Here is an 18,818-nt window from a genome sequence, read left to right as displayed (position 1 = left end):
TTAATTTCTTTTAAAAATATATAATGCAAAAGTATCGATTATTGATTGAGACGGATGATCAAAAAGGCTTGGTTTATAAAGTCTCAAAAATTATCTATGAGAATAATCTTAATGTTGAGAGGAACTCAGAGTTCGTTGATAAACAGCATAATAAGTTTTTTATGCGTACGGAGTTTTCTGGAGAAGTAAACATTGAGCAAATGTTGGTTGATTTAGAGAGTACTTTACCTAATAATTCAGAGATTAAATTAGTAGATTCTTCTAAAAAAAATATAGTTATCTTGGCCACAAAAGAAATGCATTGCTTAGGAGATTTGCTAATAAAGCACGCAGAAGGAAAACTAGATGCGAATATTATCGCAGTGATATCAAACTATGATAATCTTAAGAATTTGGTTGAGAAGTTTGATATACCATTTGAGTATGTTTCTCATGAGGGGATTTCTCGAGAAGAGCATGAGAAAAAAGTCCAAGATATCGTAAAAACTTATGATTATGATGTGATTGTACTTGCGAAGTATATGAGAATATTATCTCCGAGTTTTGTTGAACAGTTTCAAGGTAAGCTACTTAATATTCATCATTCATTTTTACCAGCATTTATTGGAGCTAATCCTTACAAGCAGGCTTATGAAAGAGGGGTGAAAATAATTGGTGCAACTAGTCATTTTGTCACAGATGATTTAGATGAAGGGCCAATTATAGCTCAGGATATAATTAGAGTTGATCATAATTACTCATGGCAAGATATGCGAGATGCTGGACATGATGTTGAAAAAAATGTTTTATCAACAGCTTTGAGTTTAGTTCTTAATGATAGAATCTTTATTTACAATAATAAAACGATAATTCTTTAGACCTATTTAACTTCTATGAGATATAGATTATTTTAGATATAAATCAAAGTATTAGATTCAAAATGATTAATTAGATATGAAGAAACTAATGATAAAGTTTCTTTTTAAGAATTTGATTAGTGATTAATTGTAGGCTACGCCTTTTACACCATCAACCCAAGTCCAACCTTGATAAGAATCTGAGTTAAGGATCCATGTCATTAGACCACCATATTGACTATAATTGCCAAGACCACCATTTGTTATATCTTTAGATATATCTACAGGATCATATAAGCCCGCACCAGAACATTTAGCATCTGCTAAACAAGATCCTTGTTGATACTCTGAATCTGATACTGAAGGATCTCTAAAGTCAGGTACGCCAAGAATTATCTTGGTACCTTCTGGAACATAGAATGAATCAGCAGTTAAACCAGTCATATCAGCACGAGTTTCAGGACTTAATAGGTCAAAAGTCATACTTAAGAAGCCAACATCAAAACCTTTTAATCCACCAAAATTAGCTCCACCATACTGATTATATGTTTGGATAAATACAGCATTAAACTTAGCTTCATTCATAAAGTCTTGAGTATACATTGCTTCAGCAAATTTAGCACTTCCACTCGCCCATTGACCTGTTCCATACCATCCATTGACTTGAGGTGCTGCAGCTAAATACATATCTTTATCTGTGATAGATTTGAATTCTGTCCTAGCAGCATCAAGATATTTGATAAAGTTTGTTGCTTCTGAAGTAGAAGCGTTTGGATGTTCTACGTCGACATCAAGACCATCATAACCATTATCTGCTAAGAATTTACCCATTGCTTGACCAGTTGTGGTAGCATTATCTCCACTCATATCAGGATCAAAATAATTTTCTGCACCACCTATTGATAATAAGGCAATACCTCCATTATTATGAATGATATTCAGTTGAGCAGGTATTCTTGATTTCATTTCATCAGTCCATTTTGGTAGAGTTACCGTACCATCAGAATCTTGACCGGCAAAAGCATATACAATTACATTATATCCATGAGTCATAGCCGCCTGAATCATTTCATTAGTAGTTTCAGGTTGACTATACCATTCTGCATCATAACCTCTAACATAGCCTACGACGGCTCTATCTGGCCAATTTGTATTAGAAGAGTTCTCTGCTATAGTTACACTAATACTCTGACTATCTTGATTTGTAGTAAAAGAAGAAGGAGATGTAGATATTTTGTATCCAGTAAGAGATGCTACAGCTACAGTCCATAGAGTATTATCTTTAGGGATTTCAGCAGATACTGTAGAGTTGCTATTTATAGTAACTTCTTTAGTATCACCACTACTATTAGATAGAGTTAAAGTAGTTGATTTACCATCAGGTAATCCACTAACAGTAATAGCAACATTTTCTGTAGGTATAGCTTGTTTAGTGAATGTAACATCAGCATTTGAAGTATTATAATTATATACTCCTATTGAATATGTTTCAGAAGGAGTATAACTATATCCATTACTAATAAAGCTATCTACAGTAAGAGTATAAACGATACCGTCTTCAGAAGAAGGTATATTATCTAATGTAATAGCTTTATTAATTTCAAGACTTCCAGAAGAAACAACATTACCATTAGCATCTGTAAGAGTATAAGAAGTAGTAGGGTTTCCACTAACATCAGCTTGAGGATTAATGCTAATAGATCCTTCACCAGTAGTACTAGATTTTGTATATTCTACAGAAACTGTTTGAGATGCACCTTTAGCTAAAGTAAATGATGCAGGAGAAGCTGAGCCGATAGCTCCATCAAGAGCAGTTACACTAATAGTAAGATTAGCGCTATCACCGACAGTGACATCAAGTTTAGTAGTTGACCCCCACTGAGCATTATTTAATTCGGCTATTTTAGTACCATTTTTTAGAATTTGAACATCTGCGAGAGTACTAGTGCTTACAAAGTCAGGCTTAGCTGGTAATACTATAGAAACAGTTCCTTGTCCTTGAGCTGCTTCACCATTATATTCCCAAACTCCCCATTTAGAATCTTTGTTAGGAGTTTCACCTTGAGTCCACCATTTAGCTGTATATGATTCACCATTATAAGTAACAGAATCACCTTTAGTATATATTTGCGTAGAGCTCCAATCAGAAGAACTAGAAGTATTATCAGTGTTGTCAGTGTTGTCAGTGTTATCAGTGTTATCAGTGTTATCAGTGTTATCAGTGTTGTCAGTGTTGTCAGTGTTGTCAGTGTTATCAGTGTTGTCAGTGTTGTCAGTGTTGTCAGTGTTGTCAGTGTTGTCAGTGTTGTCAGTGTTGTCAGTGTTGTCACTAATAACATTCCAAGCGTCAGAACCATATGTGCCACTAGGCTGATAAGCAGCAATTTGACACCAACCAGAAGCTGGCCATTCTTTACACTGATATGTTTTGCCACTATCAGTTACTTGAGATCCAGCCACATAAGACGAAAGTTTAGATGTTGACCAAGCGTCAGTAGCATTTGCTACTGAGAATGAGCCTATGCCCATCAAAGCACAAATCATTGTAGGTGTTAGTTTAAGTTTGTTTTTCATAATGGAATTCTCCTTATACAAGTATTAATAACTGTAAGCGTATTGCCTACACCTCAATTTTATGCTTACCAAGTAAAGCTAATCAAGGAAAAAATATTTTTCCTGATGTTTATTATGATTTGCATAAATAAATATTAATTTTTCTTTAAAGCTGGTTATGTATTATTGATTGCGACACAATATAACATATTGTCATAAATTGTTAATTATCAAAAACTAATAGCTGGCTGTAAAAACTAATAGCTAAAATATGTATAACTAATGGAATTGTTATATATTTTTAAATGTTATAATTTTGTTCATAATTAGATTTTTGATTCTTTAGATGCACAAAAAAATATTTTTATTATCTTTACCTCTTATATTATCTAATTTGGTTTTACCAATGGTTGGTATTGTCAATACTGCATTAATTGGTCATCTCAGTGACAGCAATTATCTTGCTGCAATAGGCTTAGGAGTTTCAATAATAAATGTTATTTGTTTCATGTTTTCATTTTTTAGAATGAGTTTGACAGGGTTGATAGCTCAGTCATTAAATAATCTTGAAAAGATGCTAGAAATAGTCATAAAGGCCGTGTTAATAGCATTACTAATATCAATAATTGTTTTTAGTCTTAAAAGTGTGATTCTGATTGCTGTATTAAAAATAGTAAATACTTCATTTGATATAAAAATGTTACTAGCAAACTTTTATAATGTTGCTATTTATATTTTGCTTTTTTCATTACTAAATTATATTTTTATTGGTTTCTTTATTGGTGTTGGAAATCCTAGAGTAGTACTTTATAGTTCTATTATCTACATGAGTGTAGCAATAGGGTTGAGCACGCTCTTGGTGGTTATTTTAAATTACAATGTTGTTGGTGTAGCGATTTCTTTAGTTATAGCCTCTGCTAGTTGTAGTATTTATCTGAGTACAAAAATATTTAGATATTTCTATAAATTAGGTAGTTTTAGTATCAAAAAGTTGGTGGATTATAAGCTCTTAAATTTGCGTAGTTATATGCCTTTTCTTCAACTTAATATAAATATTTTTGTGCGTTCTTTATGTTTATTATTAGCATTTAATTCTTTTTATATATTTTCTTCGAATTACGGAAAAACTATTCTAGCAGCAAATACTATACTTGTAGAAATAGGTATGTTTTTTGCGATGTTTCTAGATGCTTTTGCTAATACAACTGAGTCGTTAGTTGCTCAAGCGTACGTTGATAAAAATACTAGCCTATTGAGAGAAACTATTTACAAAACATTTGTGCAAAGTATGATACTAACTCTGGTTTTATCTTTGGTTTATTTTTCTTTTAGTGGTTATATAATATCAATCTTTACCGATATTGTAGATGTTAAGATCCAGATAAATAAATATATTATTTTTTCGTTTCTTATGCCGTTATTTGCAAGTTTTAGTTTTTGGATAGATGGTGTGTTTGTAGGTCTCCTAAAGGCTGTAGCAATGAGAAATGCGATGATTTTATCAGCAGGAGTGTATATTGCTTTTGTTTTTTTATTACAACCCTATGAAAATTATGGTTTATGGATTGCGCTAATATTATTCTATATAGCTAGAACAGTATTTTTGATGCCACCACTAGGTCAGTATATTAAAAAAGGAGTTTAAATGCCGCATATAATCTTAGAAGTACCTCAACAATTTGATACAGAATTAGCAAAGAAGGTAATAAATTTAGCGCAGCAATTTTTGGTAGAGAAGTTACCAACTAGATTAGAAACCTTTAAAAGTAGAGTTTATAGGTACAGTTTTAGTAGTGTAGCAGGAGATGATAGCTTAGATGTAATCCATGTGCATATTAAAGTTCTAAAAGGAAGAAAGCCTGAGCATTTAGAAGAAATCTCACAACAATTGAAAGCTAAAATTCGCCAATTATTAAATTCTGAAGTTAATCTAGACAGTTATAGTGTAACTTTAGAGTTGATGGAGCTATCTACTGCTTATGCTAATTAATATTTGATTATCGTTATTATTTCACTAATATATACTAAAATCTTCAAACTTAGATATTAGAAAATTAATGAAAAACTATAATAGATTACTATTTTCATCATTAGGTGCTGCTTTTGAGTTCTATGATTTTGCAATATATTCTGTATTTGCTGTAGCTATTGGTAGTAAGTTTTTTGATAAAAGTAGTTCTATAAGTAATACTTTATTGGTTTTTTTAGTTTATATCGTTGGATATCTTGTGCGTCCTATTGGTGCTTGGGGATTTGGATATATCGCTGATAAGAAGGGTAGAGCATTTGTCTTGAGGCTTAATATGTTCTTACTATTTTTTGCGACTCTAGCATTGGCTTTTTTACCCACGATAGAAAGTATTGGTGTTTTAGCTACTATTTCGTTTGTTGGATTACGCTGTGTACAATCATTAGCAGTAGGTGCTGAGATACCAGTATCAGTAGTATATATTGTCGAGAACTACCCTCAAAGACAAGGCTTTATGACAAGTATAGTGTTTTGTTGTTTGAGTATTGGGATTATGATGACATCACTTGTACTGTTTATATTAAATCATTTTACTAGCCAAAGCTTTATAGAAAATTACGGTTGGCGGATTGGATTTTTTATAGGTGCTTGTTTTACATTTATATTATTTTTCTTGAGAAAAAATATTGTAGATATTCCTAAAGTTACTGAAATGTTAGATAAACCTCGCTCTGAAAACTCTATGTTTATTGTGAAAGTAATTGTTGGTATAGCCTTAGTTGCTTGTATTGCTATGTTAACTACTCAGCTATATATGTTTTTACCTGCGTATAAACAAATGTATGTAGAGTCAAATTATGATATTTCTAGTTTACTTCTAACTGGTTCTATAATTATGGCGGTTAGTTGTTTGTTAGGTGGTTTTATTAGTGATTATGTATCTAAGTCTAAGATGATGGCGCTATTGATTTTGATAAGTATAGCAGTAACCCCAATCTTCTATAAAAATATGATTGCCGGAACTGATGTTTTTGCATGTTTTATTATTTTGTCAATTATAATGGGATTTTTTGCTTCAACATACAATGTGATTATTACAAATTTTTTTAGATTAGAGTATAGATGTCGTGGTTATGGTATTGCCTATAATTTGGGATATCTGATATTTTCTGCAGGTATACCTGCTTTGACAATATCACTTATAGCTACAACTAATAGCCTTTTAGTACCGGTGTATTTAGTTGTATTTGCTGGAGCTGTATCATTTTTTGGGATTGCTACGGCTAGTTGGTTTATGAGAAAGGCTTAAAAATCATTGCTGAAGGGTCTGATTTGAATTGATTATATAGTTCTATTATATATCTATCGGTCATAGATGATATGTAATCGCTTATTATTCTAGCTTTACCATGAGAGCTATGGGTGTTATAGAATATAGCACCAATATCATCTGGTAGTAGGCTTTCATCCGGAGTTGAGCTAATCAAAATATCAAAAATCTCTGAAATTATCTCTCGACCACGATATCTTAAGACATTAAGTTTAGGTGATTTTATTATTTTAAATAAAATATATTTTTTAAGTACTTCGACTTGTTTTCTAATTTTATTATTTAAATATACCTTTGAAATAATAGGAACTTCTAGGTTTAAGTCTAGTTCAATATTTTGAATGCAACTATTGACTAGTTTTGAGGTTAGTTTTGTACGTAACAAGCTATTATTAGCAATATTTTTTGATATCTTGTATATCTCCGTGCTATCTGCATTGAAATCAATATAATCTGAAAATATATCTTTGAGGATAGTTTGGATTTCATCCTTGGTTATCTCTAAATCGTTAGGCATTGCATTATAGATTTTATCTAGAAGCTTATTATCAATACTTGCCATAGATAGTGGATCTATAAATCCGCCTTTAAGAGCATCTTCGATATCATAAGTTGAATAAGCAATATCATCTGCTACATCCATAATATAACATTCTATAGTTTTGAAGTTTTCTACAGTTGTTATACCATAAGGCTCAAGGAGTTTTTGTTTAATATCTTCAACTAGTCTTGATTCTTCATTATAGTAGCCTTTTGTAAGCTTACCTAGATCACTAATTGGTGGAATAAGCTGATCATATTTTATAGTTGCTGCAAGAGTTCTATATGTTAGATTTAAACCAAAAGTTTGCTTTTGATCAATATCTTTTTTGGCTGTATGTGATATTAGTCGTAGCGTTTGAGCATTACTTTCAAAGCCGCCAAAATTACGCATTTTTTTATTTAAAGCAACCTCACCGTTATGACCAAAAGGAGGGTGGCCAATATCATGACAGAGTGCTGCTGTTTCAATTAGATCATAATCTAAATTTAGTCCATGTTCTGCGTTAAGTTTAACGGCTATAGATTTGGCTATTTGCGCTACCTCTAGAGAGTGAGTAAGCCTATTTCTAAAAAAGTCATTTTCAAAACTAGGGAAAATTTGTGTTTTTGCTTGAAGTCTTCTAAATGATGAAGAATGAACAACCCGTGCATAATCTCTACGAAAAGGTGAAAAGTTTTCTTTCTTAGCAATATCGTTATTTTGTCTTAGATAATCATTTTCATGATAAAGATTTAATGCCATATATACTCGAATATAATTTGTGATTATATATTAAATATTAGAGTAAATGATTAGATATGCAATATTTTAGTAGTAAGAAAGATAAAGAGATTAAGAATAATTATTCTTGAACATCAAACCTGCCAAGCATCATAACTTTATGCCAAGCTTTCGCAAAGTCGTTTACAAACTTTTGCTCATTACCATTTTCAGCATAAACTTGAGCCACAGCTTTAAGTTCAGAATTTGAACCAAAGATTAGATCTACAGAAGAAGCAGTCCACTTTTGTGCACCAGTTTTTCTATCTATACCGATATACTCACCATTGTTTGTGTCAGATTTTTCCCATTTTGTAGACATATCAAGTAAGTTTACAAAGAAGTTATTATTTAACTGACCTGGAGTTTTGGTAAATACACCTTCTTGAGAGTCATCGTAGTTTACATTTAGTGCACGCATACCACCAACTAATACCGTCATTTCAGGGATATTTAAATTAAGCATACTTGCTTTTTCAACTAATGCCTGAGGTAGTTTATTAGATGCTAGACTACCGTCACTATAGTTTACAAAGCCATCAGCTTTTGTTTTTAGATAGTTGAAAGAAGCAATGTCAGTTTGAGCTTGGGTAGCATCTGTTCTACCTGGTACAAATGGTATCTCTATACTATAGCCAGCCTTTTTAGCTGCTTGTTCAACACCTACATTACCACCTAGTACTATTAAGTCAGCTAATGATACTTTAGTGCCATCAGTTTTGCTATTGTTAAAGTTGGTTTGAATCTCTTTAAGCTTAGCAAGAACAACTTCAAGTTTAGCAGGTTCATTCATTTGCCAATCTTTTTCAGGAGCTAAAGCAATTCTTGCACCATTTGATCCACCTCTATAGTCGGTTTTACGATAAGTAGAAGCTGAATCCCAAGCAGTTCTTATAAGTTGTTGATTAGTTAATCCAGAGTTTATGATATCTTGCTTAAGTTGAGCGATATCTTGAGCTGATACTTGCTTGTAGTCAGCAACTGGTACAGGATCTTGCCATATAAAGTTTTGTTCAGGAATCCAAGGACCTATATATCTAGATTTTGGACCCATATCTCTATGAGTCAGTTTAAACCACGCCTTAGCAAACTCCTCTTTGAATTCTTCAGGATTCTTATAGAATTCTTCAGCATATTTATTAAATATTGGATCTTCTTTTAGTGCTAAGTCTGTTGTAAACATAATAGGCTTATGTTTTACTCCTGGCTTATGAGCATCAGGAACCATATTTTCTGGCTTAGCATCTGTAGGAGTCCATTGGTGAGCTCCAGCAGGACTATGAGTTTTTTCCCAATTTAGATTATACAAGTTATGTAGGAAGTCATGGTTCCAGAAAGTCGGTGTAGAAGTCCAAGAACCTTCAAGACCACTACCCATGGTGTCATCACCATTACCTGTACCATAACTGTTATGCCAGCCAAGACCTTGCTGTTCAATAGGAGATTTATCTGGAGCAGGACCAATATCCTTTTTGATATCTTTTTCAGGAACTGCACCATGAGTTTTACCGAATGAATGTCCACCAGCAATAAGAGCTACAGTTTCTTTATCTGTCATGCCCATACCACCAAATGCTTGACGAATATCGCTAGCAGCACCTTTGATATCCGGTTTACCATCTGGCCCCTCTGGGTTTACATATATCAGACCCATTTGCGTAGCAGCATAAGCTGGAGCAAGTTTGCCATTTTTGACATTGCTAGACATTAGCTCTTCAGGAGATACCCCCCAGTTTGTATCATCACCTTGCCAATCATCTTCTCTACCAAAGGCAAAACCAATCGGCTGCATACCCATAGATTCTAGAGAAACTGTACCAGCTAGAACAATTAGATCTGACCATGATACAGCATCACCATATTTCTGCTTGATTGGCCATAAAAGCTGTCTTGCTTTATCAAGGTTAACATTATCAGGCCAGCTATTTAGAGGAGAAAATCTTTGCTGACCACGATTAGCACCACCACGACCATCTACTACTCTGTAAGTACCCGCATCATGCCAAGATAGTCTAATAAAAAATGGCCCATAATTACCAAAATCAGCTGGCCACCAGTCTTGAGATTGGGTTAATAGATTTTGCATATCTTTCTTAAGCTGTTCTGTATCTAGCTTTTTAAAAGACTGATGATAGTTGTAATTTTTTCCCATTGGACTATCGAGTTTATTCAAATTGCGTAGTGGAGATAAATCTACACTTTGAGGCGTAGCCACTTCTGTACTTTTGTCATCAGCAATAGCACTACTGGTTGCTAATAGCATACCTGACATTCCTAATGCCGTTACAATTTTTTTTAGCATGGTGATTTCCTTACTATAAAGTTAACTATTAATACAAGATTTTTCTTATATTCTCTAAATTAAACCAAATCCTATGTTTAAAATAAAATTAAGGTCTATAAGTGATTGTATGTAAATGAAAAAGTCTAGTCAAATAGTATATGGTTATAAGCTCTATAACAAATTCTTATAGATAGAAAATAAATAGTAATTTAGATGTTTTTGGAAAATTATATTTATTTGATACATGCATGCGTATAAGATCCTACCCATTTTCTAGTATATCCTGATTTACATGAACAGACCAAGTGCGCATGATTATTATGTAATCCTTTTGTTGGATCACATCTTTCTAAGTACATATAGGTTGTATCATGAACACCATTAGGATGAGGACATCTTGCACTTACAAATCCACCGTAACGATCTCCAGGATTACCTGTTAGGCTTATATATGCCCAATCACATCTTCTTGGGGATGATCCTCATACTCCTCCCCAAGAGCCACTAGGACTATTGACTAATTCTACAGCATCAATATATTTTTGATTATTGATAGTTGCTTGATCTAAATCACTTTGAGTACCACATTTTAAACTACCATACTCTTGATATAGTATTCCACCAGCTGCTTTGCATTCAGATAAGTTTATGCTCGATGTAGTATAAAAAGTTGGTAGCTCACGAAGTTGTATATGCGTAGTTAGAAAGGTGTATGATATTTAATCTATTAAATATTTCTAATTTACATATGTGGAGGGGCTGTTGAATTATCAACATTATTAATCGATGATGTTTTTCCTTTATTCTTTAAATAATTCTCATCTAAAACGACTTTCTTACTCTGATTTCTATCAGTATTACTATAGTAGCTATTTGTTGCTGCATACAAACTACTAAAACTCAAGCAAGATACCACCACTATAGAAACTAGTGTTAAATATTTAATTTTCATTTTTAATTTTCCTTTCTAATTTAACAATAGATACACTTTATTATAACACAATATTCAAATTATAATTCCAGTAATCATCTATTACTATATTGTTATACTATATGAGCTAGATCCTTGGTAAGTTTGTCCGTTAAGAGAATATTCTAAATCTATAGTTAAATCATAATCTCCTGAAGGAATGTTGCCATAATCAGTATTTATAAAAATAGTTGCATTCTTATCACCCCAGTCACGAACTAATGTCTCTCCTTGAGCATCTGGATTATATAAAGCAACCCAACCATTCTCATCTGTAACATATATTAAGCTAGCAGCATCAAAAAGACTACCTGATAACGTATAACTAACAGTCGTAGGATTACTATCGCCATAGAGTCCAAAACCATTCGGTAAATTTTGCATATCTGTTGTTAAATAATCACCATTACCATTTCTATCTCTAAAAAGATTATCCCCCAAATTAAACTGTACAACCACATTATTGATGTTAGAAGCACCACAAGAATTTAAAGCTTCTTCAGCAGTCTGGTTATTATAAGTTGATCCAAGATTTTCCCAATCATCCCAAAAATTTGTACTGTTAGTTAAAGGATCACTATTCTTACTCCAACCATTAGCTCTATAGAAGTTGCCATCTCTAATTACAACCTCATTTACTCTATATTGAATATCTTCGTGCCACCCATAAATACCATCGACTATCCAAGAATCATTTTCATATGGTGTTGTACCTTCATTAATCCAATAACTATTAGTAAATCTCCTACCATCATAAATAACTTTGGTAACATTATCTGCATACATTACATTATTACCATATGGTACAACCCAATCTAGACCCGTATCAGCTTGTGTTGGAATATCTAATCTCCATGCATTAGGTCTATTAAACGGTGAATCAGTCGTATAATACTGTGCTGTGAATAACATATTATTTTCATAGCAAGTATCACCTGTATTATATACTTGACCATCAATACATTGGCTAAATGTATTAGTATTTATTGGCGGATATTCACCTTCACAATTTAGCTGTGCCTGACTAGGACTTTCATCTCTATATGGGAACACTATATTAATTGGCTGATAGTCATTGACTGTTGTTCCTGCCGAGACATTAGCCTGAGCCTGTTGAGGTAACTGATTTATATTACTTTGTTCTAGTGTACTACCAATATTTGTCCAATCTCTAGTATCTGTTGGAGAATCTGAATTACCTTTATTAGTACGTTTTGCTTGATAGAAATCTCCATTAAAGGTCACAATATCACCTGATAAGTATCTAACTTGCTCATTCCATGCGTAAATACCATTAACACGCCAGTCATTATCTCTAAAAGGATTTCTATTCTGATTGTTTTGTGTACTCCTAAAAACAATACTATCGTATGCTACTAAATCACCATCACTATATCTAGCACCTTGCGTATATGGTGCTATCCAATCAGAGTCAGGATAATACACTCTCCAATCATTACTTCTTTGAAAAGGTAGCGCTCGCGCATTATTTTTATTAGCTATAAACAAAATTCCATCTTCTTGGCATATATCTCCTTGACGGTACCTATCATTTTCAACACAAATAGGTAACCCTGCTGGGTTTGGATATCTAGCTCCTTCATAATCTATGTCAGTATCTTCCTCAATAGGTACACATTCTAAAGCAGATATATCAGCAATAAAATCGTCTAAAGAAGATTTTATAATACAACCTTGGGAAGAGTTTATATTATATACTCCAATTGATACTTCCCAAACTCCGTTATTTAACAACCATCCTTGTGATAAATTAAATATGCCAGTGAAATTTGATGGTAAATTAAGGTAATGTTTTGATCCATCAGTATTTGTAAAAGTAAGTTCATTATCATTGTTAATAGATAAATCTCCTATGTACCCAACATCTGCATTAGTAAGAGTATCATTTGAATTAAGCTGTATTTGTGATAGAGCATGATAATCTACAGCTGGAATATTTAGTGAAATTGAAGATCGGTCTATAACATTATCTTGGCTTATATATTTGTTACTAATTACTCTAATATTTACGTTTTTCTCGTAATTATTTATAGTTAGTTTTATATAGTAGTCTAACGCTCTTGTCGTATATCCATCACCTGCTAAAATAAAAGGTTTTACTTGTAAGCTGGCTTCATTTAAGTCACTATTTGTAGTTTCATAAAAATATTTACCACTTTCTATATCTCTATATTCTGCAATTTCAGGAAGTATTAGATTTTCTGAATAATCAAAAGAACTATTTGCTATACTGTTGGTAAATGCTTCTTGCATAGAAGACATTTTATGGATTTTTTCTGTTTGATTCTTGCTTAATACTGAGTTTGAATATGAAATATTAAATAGTGTATAGCTTACAACTAACATAATAGTTGCTATGCTTATAGCTGCTATTAAAGCTACCCCTTGTTGTGATTTCGCTAGTTTAATATTACGTCTCATTTTAAAATGGTCCACCAACTTCGTTAAAAGAGATTATGGCTTCTTGTTCTTTGCCATCTAATAAATAGTTTATTTTTATTCCTTTTACTTCTCTATTCCACAATCTTTTATATTGATCATTTGCATTTTGTTCTGGAGCAACTCTTTGCCACGTGTTATTCAAGTTATAACTTATCTGTAGATCAGAAACACCTTTAAGTAGTATTTGTTCGCTAACTTTATTGTTTCCTGTATAAAATATCTCATATAATGCATATTCTTTTTGACCAGTATCTCGAATGTATATGATTTTGAAACTATAATCTGTATATAATACCGAGCCAGATGGAAAACTATGATCTATCTTTTTAGATAAGTGAATGAGGCTATCATTATCAGTAGCAGTTTCACTAGCACTTAATAGTGTTTCTTCTTGTCCATCTGTTAACATCATAAATGTACCATTTTCAACACTAGAGGTATTATCATCAACTAATCTTAAGATACTTTGATCACCCCTAGATACAGGAGATGTTAGAGTCTGTGGTGAGTCAATCGTTTGAAGGACTAAGATGTCTGTTCCAATTTGTACATTAGTAGGATAATCTTTATCACTAATTAATGGAGCTTGTTGTGCATAAATTAGGGGGTAATCAAAGGGGTTAATTTCTAGGGTTTGATCTACGGATACATTTTTTTTTATTAAAAATGAACAAATCATATTACCACTAATATAAGAATTATTTATTAAGTTTTGAAAAATAGCTCTTGCTTCAATATTTCTATTAAATGTATTAAATTTTTCTATAGAGGATTTATAGCCTGTATGCATTTGATAAAGACTTTGTATAATTAATGTTGATACAAACATCATAATTGTAATAGTAAGAAGAACTTCTATTAGTGATATTCCTTTATGTTTTTTTGAATAAATCATTTAAATATTTAAACTCATTTTTAAATTAGGATCATTTTTACTTTGAAATATCCAGGTACTTCCTGATATTTGAATATCAATATTATTTGTAGGAGTAGTATCTAAACTTCCAGTTATAATAAATTCATGAAATCTATTGTTAATAAGATTCGTTAAATTTTTATTTTTATTTATAGAGTTTACGGTATCAAAAGTTTTATATAATGCAAATTCAAAAGCTAGTATACTTGAACATATAATAGTCATGGCAATAATTAATTCAACAAAGGAAAGTCCTTTTATATTTTCATGTCTTAAAAAAATATTAATCATTTTGTGTTATCTCATAAATATAAATAAACTATATATTAATTTAATATCACATATTATATTTGAAATTTGAAATTTTGCAAATTTATCATTAATATTACACTTTGTTAAATCTATAAATTTTAAATTTTATTGTGTTATAAATTTAATTATAATACATATTTGTTTATAAAAATGATTAATTTATAATTAATGGTAATGTTGTGATAAAATTAAATTAGCAGATAAGTAATTAAAATATAAAAAGCATATTTAGGGGGTTAATCAAAAAATGAGAATAATATATAGAGTTTTTATTATAAACATATTATTGATAATAATTCCTAATATGGTGCTTGCATTTGTAAAGATTAATTTTGTTCCTACTGATAGTGGAATGTATAATCTAATAACAAAAAAGGAATCTTCTTCAACCATAAACTTACAGTTAACATCTTTACAAAATGATCAATATAGTAATATGGGGTCATCTATTTCAATAGATACGGGCATTACTTTAAACAATATTGTGACTATTCCAATATCAATTAATAATAATCAGTTTATAGATAAAGTGATAGTAATTCCAATGGAGTCTGGTACTTCAGGTGATAAGTTTTCATCCATTGATATATTAGATGCTGATTTACAAAATCTTAATACTTCTATAGTAGCAACTTCAGAAATTAACTCTATTCCTATTATTATAAAAAATAATAAGGGTATCTTTCTTATATATGCATCTCATGAAAATTCTAATAATGATACTTTAAAAATTTATGAAATAAATGTAGATAATAATTCACTTTCTGAGATACTATCAGTAGATAGTTATGAGAACATAAGTAAAATAATACCTTTGGATGAAAATACTCTAGTAATTATTGAGAAAAAATTTGATTTTTCTGTAGTTGCATACGTATATAGTATTTCTAAGCGAGAAGCTGTATATAGTCATGCATTAACAACAGATTCGAATGTAAGGGTTGAGTATGACCCTAATATGTATAAAACTAGTATAGTATCTGATTTAGATGATATAAATATAACTAATGCTCCATCACCATTTGGGATTACAAAAATATATTAAATATTACAAGCATCATTATTTAGAGGATCTTCGATGGTAATATTTCCTGTAGAATTAATTAATATTCTCTTATAGGCATCATTTTTTTGACATAATGTTAGAGTTCCATCTAAACTATGGCCTTTTCCTTTTATTTTTATAAATGATGTAGTTGGAAAGCGACTCCATTGATAATAAAAATTTGGGTTAGGTGTCTCAACATGTCCAAGTAAATAGTCATCTTTAGAATTATACTCACTTGTTCCATCGTTACTGATAAAAGAAATGATAAATTTGCCCGTCCATAAATTATTTGTATCGCAAGTTATGCCATTATTTGAGGAGCAAATAACTGCATCTTTATTATTTTGTAGTCCAGATATCCTTGCTTTTTTCATTAGAGTATAAATTTCATTAATCTGATTGTTTTGATAGTATTTATCCATTTTAAAATAACTAATAGTAGCTATAGCAAGTATTGTTGTGATTACGAGTACTACTAATAATTCAACTAATGAGTAAGCATTAATATATTTTTTTATCATATTCTTATTTAAATGAGATAAAAGAAGTGCTTTAAATCATAGCATATATTAAGTAAATATTTTATTAATTTAATATGTGTTTAAGATAAATTATGATTAATATAATTTATATTGTAATGGGTTCTGCAATTGATAATCTTATATTCTACAGTCCACCAGTAATATCAATAATAGTACCGGTGCAGTAGTTTGCACCATCTGATAATAACCAAATAACTCCACTAGCAATCTCTTCAGGATAACCACCTCTTTTAAGCGGGATTTTGTGTTTGATTTTATCAACTCTAGCAGCATCACCAGATAGTTTATGGATATCTGTATATGTAGAACCAGGTCTTATACAGTTTACAAGGATTCCTTCATCAGCTAGTTCTTTTGATAAACCTTTTGTAAGAGTATCAATTGCACCTTTGGTACAAGCGTAATCTATATACTCATTAGGCGAGCCTGAGAGAGATGCACCAGATGATATATTAATAATCTTACCACCGCTATAACCATATTTTTGCGACATATTTTTTATAGCATGTTTTGCACATAGAATATTCCCAATAGCATTTACTTGGAATACTTTTTGTAGACGATAAATACTCATATCCTCTAGACGAGAAGTATGAAAAATCGTACTAGCGTTATTTATAAGCGCATACATGGAGCTATGGTCAGATATAAACTCATCAAACATTTTTTTGATATCTTCTTCATTTGCTATATCAGCACAATATGTTGATATATTGATATTATAGCTAGATAGCTGAGTTTTTAGCTTATCAATATTCTCATGATTTTTATTATAATGTAAACCAACATTATAACCAGCTTTTGCTGCAGCTAAAGCTATGGCAGATCCAATCCCACCATTAGCGCCCGTTATTAAAATATTTTTAGTCATTATTAAAGCTCAATAAATTATTTTATCGCAATTCTAGCAGATGCCCTCAAGCAAGTCTCTTTCTACAGCGATAGCAGCTTGTTTTTGTGAATCTTTGAGGTTATTAATCAATATTGAGAATATATATTGCTTATCATTAGTGTAAAGATATCCAGATAGAGAAACTGAAGTTGTTCCGGTGCCGGTTTTTGCATAAACTTTGCCTTTTAATATGACGCTTGAGCGATTTTTAAGTGTACCGGTTTCTCCATATATTGGTAGTAGACTCCTAAAAAGCTCAAAACTCTTATGCTGAGATATCTGTTGTAATAGATTACTAATAAAATCAGCTGATAATAAATCATTATCTGACATTCCAGCACCATCTTCAATTTGAATTTGGCTAGTGTCAATTTTAAGCTTACTTTTTAGTATTTCACCAATAGCATTTTTGCCGGATACGATACTTCCGACTTGATTATACTTATAGCCTATAGTTCTTGTGATTGTCTGAGCATAAAGATTATCGGATACTAAAAGCATATGTTTTAGCAACTTTGTTAGATTAGCTGATTTATGATCTGCTAAAAATATTAGATTTTTTGGAAGTTTATTTGTGACTTTTATTTGTTTGGATGATGAAATTTTAAGCTGTGCAAGTTGAGCTAAGACAGCTTGTTGCATATGTCGTTGAGGATTTTCTATGGCAAAGCTAAAGGTATAGTTGTTTAATGGTAGGCAACCACTAAGAACAAGTTTATGATCCACATAATTAGAGCTAAATTGGCAAGTCTTTAGTTGCTCTGGTTTAGCTACAACTAACTTATTCATAAAATTAATTTTTTCACCATCAGTTTGCTTTATTTTGAAGGAGTTAGAGCTTGGTGTAAGCTGAAGGGTTATTGCATTTTCATTCAGGTTATATATTGAGCTTGGAGCTCCGTAACCAAATATAGAACTAGTATTGCTTTGATTGATAGGTGTATCACGCCCCTTAAAGTAGCGGTTTACAAAGTAGATATTCTTTATGTTGCGGATATGTTTTTTTTGTAAGCTCATTAAAAGTTTATACAAGTCCCTGGTAGTAAAACTAGGGTCACCTGAAAACTCAATATAGAGATTATTAACGCTATGATTATTAATATAATCATAATATATAGCAGTTGAGTATTTAAAGTGTTTACCAAGAAATAGTAATCCTGAGATGCCCGTTAATAATTTAGTGTTACTAGCGGGCATGAAGTTTTTGTTAGAGTCTTTTGAAAAAATAATGGCTTTATTCTGAGAGTCAATAATTTTGATCCCAATTAGTGTTGATTCAAGATTATGATATTTTATTGAGTTATTTAGTTTTTCATTTAACTCTACAGAGTTAAATGAGAATGCTAAGTGAATTGTTAGTATGAAAAATAATAATGATTTAAATATTTTTGTAGACATTA

Annotated in this window: 15 protein-coding genes; 5 read left to right on the top strand and 10 right to left on the bottom strand. The window is 31.3% G+C overall.

The features are described 5' to 3' along the window. Window positions 1–23 precede the first annotated feature (23 nt). The gene (gene purU / locus F7308_RS08535; RefSeq protein ID WP_041263814.1) at window positions 24–857 is read left to right on the top strand and encodes a formyltetrahydrofolate deformylase; all 834 of its coding nucleotides are present in this window, start codon (window positions 24–26) and stop codon (window positions 855–857) included. Between the two features lie 123 nt (window positions 858–980). Here the strand turns inward: purU and F7308_RS10430 are convergent, their stop codons facing one another. After that, window positions 981–3,410, bottom strand: a complete 2,430-nt coding sequence (locus tag F7308_RS10430) for a glycosyl hydrolase family 18 protein (RefSeq protein ID WP_013923464.1) — start codon at window positions 3,408–3,410, stop codon at window positions 981–983. A gap of 325 nt (window positions 3,411–3,735) precedes the next feature. On the opposite strand from F7308_RS10430, the gene F7308_RS08525 reads away from it, so the two are divergent. The 3 genes from F7308_RS08525 (at window position 3,736) to F7308_RS08515 (ending at window position 6,667) form a co-directional block, all read left to right on the top strand. After that, on the top strand, window positions 3,736–5,034 hold the full coding sequence (locus tag F7308_RS08525; RefSeq protein ID WP_013923463.1) for an MATE family efflux transporter: 1,299 nt from the start codon (window positions 3,736–3,738) through the stop codon (window positions 5,032–5,034). Next, window positions 5,035–5,379, top strand: coding sequence for a tautomerase family protein (locus F7308_RS08520; protein ID WP_013923462.1), 345 nt, complete (start codon window positions 5,035–5,037; stop codon window positions 5,377–5,379). A gap of 67 nt (window positions 5,380–5,446) precedes the next feature. Beyond that, window positions 5,447–6,667 (top strand): MFS transporter, encoded by a 1,221-nt coding sequence (locus tag F7308_RS08515; protein WP_013923461.1) that lies wholly within the window; start codon window positions 5,447–5,449, stop codon window positions 6,665–6,667. On the opposite strand, the gene dgt is transcribed toward F7308_RS08515, so the two are convergent. From dgt to F7308_RS08485, 6 genes are all read right to left on the bottom strand, one after another. Next, window positions 6,651–7,973 carry a dGTP triphosphohydrolase gene (dgt, locus tag F7308_RS08510; RefSeq protein ID WP_013923460.1) on the bottom strand — a complete coding sequence of 441 codons (1,323 nt, stop codon included), beginning with the start codon at window positions 7,971–7,973 and terminating at the stop codon, window positions 6,651–6,653. The two genes, F7308_RS08515 and dgt, sit on opposite strands and share 17 nt — an antisense overlap. Window positions 7,974–8,073: 100 nt before the next feature. Next, on the bottom strand, window positions 8,074–10,293 hold the full coding sequence (katG, locus tag F7308_RS08505) for a catalase/peroxidase HPI (protein WP_013923459.1): 2,220 nt from the start codon (window positions 10,291–10,293) through the stop codon (window positions 8,074–8,076). Between the two features lie 724 nt (window positions 10,294–11,017). Further along, window positions 11,018–11,227, bottom strand: coding sequence for a hypothetical protein (locus tag F7308_RS08500; RefSeq protein WP_013923458.1), 210 nt, complete (start codon window positions 11,225–11,227; stop codon window positions 11,018–11,020). Between the two features lie 84 nt (window positions 11,228–11,311). Further along, window positions 11,312–13,687: a hypothetical protein gene (locus tag F7308_RS08495; RefSeq protein WP_013923457.1), complete on the bottom strand. Its 2,376-nt coding sequence runs from the start codon at window positions 13,685–13,687 to the stop codon at window positions 11,312–11,314. A 1-nt stretch (window position 13,688) separates the two neighbouring features. Beyond that, entirely contained in the window at window positions 13,689–14,603 is a 915-nt protein-coding gene (locus F7308_RS08490) for a pilus assembly FimT family protein (RefSeq protein WP_013923456.1), read from the bottom strand. Then, window positions 14,604–14,915 (bottom strand): hypothetical protein, encoded by a 312-nt coding sequence (locus tag F7308_RS08485; RefSeq protein ID WP_013923455.1) that lies wholly within the window; start codon window positions 14,913–14,915, stop codon window positions 14,604–14,606. A 268-nt stretch (window positions 14,916–15,183) separates the two neighbouring features. Here F7308_RS08485 and F7308_RS08480 point away from each other — a divergent pair, with 268 nt between their 5' ends. After that, window positions 15,184–15,981, top strand: a complete 798-nt coding sequence (locus tag F7308_RS08480; protein ID WP_013923454.1) for a hypothetical protein — start codon at window positions 15,184–15,186, stop codon at window positions 15,979–15,981. Here F7308_RS08480 and F7308_RS08475 read toward each other — a convergent pair. The 3 genes from F7308_RS08475 to dacB all read right to left on the bottom strand — a co-directional run bounded on the left by F7308_RS08475 (window position 15,978) and on the right by dacB (window position 18,816). Next, the gene (locus F7308_RS08475; protein ID WP_013923453.1) at window positions 15,978–16,505 is read right to left on the bottom strand and encodes a GspH/FimT family protein; all 528 of its coding nucleotides are present in this window, start codon (window positions 16,503–16,505) and stop codon (window positions 15,978–15,980) included. The genes F7308_RS08480 and F7308_RS08475 overlap by 4 nt on opposite strands. Window positions 16,506–16,650: 145 nt before the next feature. Next, window positions 16,651–17,397: an SDR family oxidoreductase gene (locus F7308_RS08470; RefSeq protein WP_013923452.1), complete on the bottom strand. Its 747-nt coding sequence runs from the start codon at window positions 17,395–17,397 to the stop codon at window positions 16,651–16,653. A 33-nt stretch (window positions 17,398–17,430) separates the two neighbouring features. Next, window positions 17,431–18,816: a D-alanyl-D-alanine carboxypeptidase/D-alanyl-D-alanine endopeptidase gene (dacB, locus tag F7308_RS08465; protein WP_013923451.1), complete on the bottom strand. Its 1,386-nt coding sequence runs from the start codon at window positions 18,814–18,816 to the stop codon at window positions 17,431–17,433. Window positions 18,817–18,818 lie beyond the last annotated feature (2 nt).

The organism is Francisella salina (assembly GCF_000219045.1).
Lineage (GTDB): Bacteria > Pseudomonadota > Gammaproteobacteria > Francisellales > Francisellaceae > Francisella > Francisella salimarina.
The sequence above is the reverse complement of the archived record's forward strand: the minus strand, read 5'-3'. Positions and strand labels throughout refer to the sequence as shown.

Coding starts and splice junctions, on each gene's coding strand:
- F7308_RS08525 (WP_013923463.1), top strand. CDS start 3,736: ATGCACAAAAAAATATTTTTATTATCTTTACCTCTTATATTATCTAAT.
- katG (WP_013923459.1), bottom strand. CDS start 10,293: ATGCTAAAAAAAATTGTAACGGCATTAGGAATGTCAGGTATGCTATTA.
- purU (WP_041263814.1), top strand. CDS start 24: ATGCAAAAGTATCGATTATTGATTGAGACGGATGATCAAAAAGGCTTG.
- F7308_RS08485 (WP_013923455.1), bottom strand. CDS start 14,915: ATGATTAATATTTTTTTAAGACATGAAAATATAAAAGGACTTTCCTTT.
- F7308_RS08490 (WP_013923456.1), bottom strand. CDS start 14,603: ATGATTTATTCAAAAAAACATAAAGGAATATCACTAATAGAAGTTCTT.
- F7308_RS08515 (WP_013923461.1), top strand. CDS start 5,447: ATGAAAAACTATAATAGATTACTATTTTCATCATTAGGTGCTGCTTTT.
- F7308_RS08475 (WP_013923453.1), bottom strand. CDS start 16,505: ATGATAAAAAAATATATTAATGCTTACTCATTAGTTGAATTATTAGTA.
- F7308_RS08495 (WP_013923457.1), bottom strand. CDS start 13,687: ATGAGACGTAATATTAAACTAGCGAAATCACAACAAGGGGTAGCTTTA.
- F7308_RS10430 (WP_013923464.1), bottom strand. CDS start 3,410: ATGAAAAACAAACTTAAACTAACACCTACAATGATTTGTGCTTTGATG.
- F7308_RS08500 (WP_013923458.1), bottom strand. CDS start 11,227: ATGAAAATTAAATATTTAACACTAGTTTCTATAGTGGTGGTATCTTGC.
- F7308_RS08520 (WP_013923462.1), top strand. CDS start 5,035: ATGCCGCATATAATCTTAGAAGTACCTCAACAATTTGATACAGAATTA.
- dgt (WP_013923460.1), bottom strand. CDS start 7,973: ATGGCATTAAATCTTTATCATGAAAATGATTATCTAAGACAAAATAAC.
- F7308_RS08480 (WP_013923454.1), top strand. CDS start 15,184: ATGAGAATAATATATAGAGTTTTTATTATAAACATATTATTGATAATA.
- F7308_RS08470 (WP_013923452.1), bottom strand. CDS start 17,397: ATGACTAAAAATATTTTAATAACGGGCGCTAATGGTGGGATTGGATCT.
- dacB (WP_013923451.1), bottom strand. CDS start 18,816: ATGTCTACAAAAATATTTAAATCATTATTATTTTTCATACTAACAATT.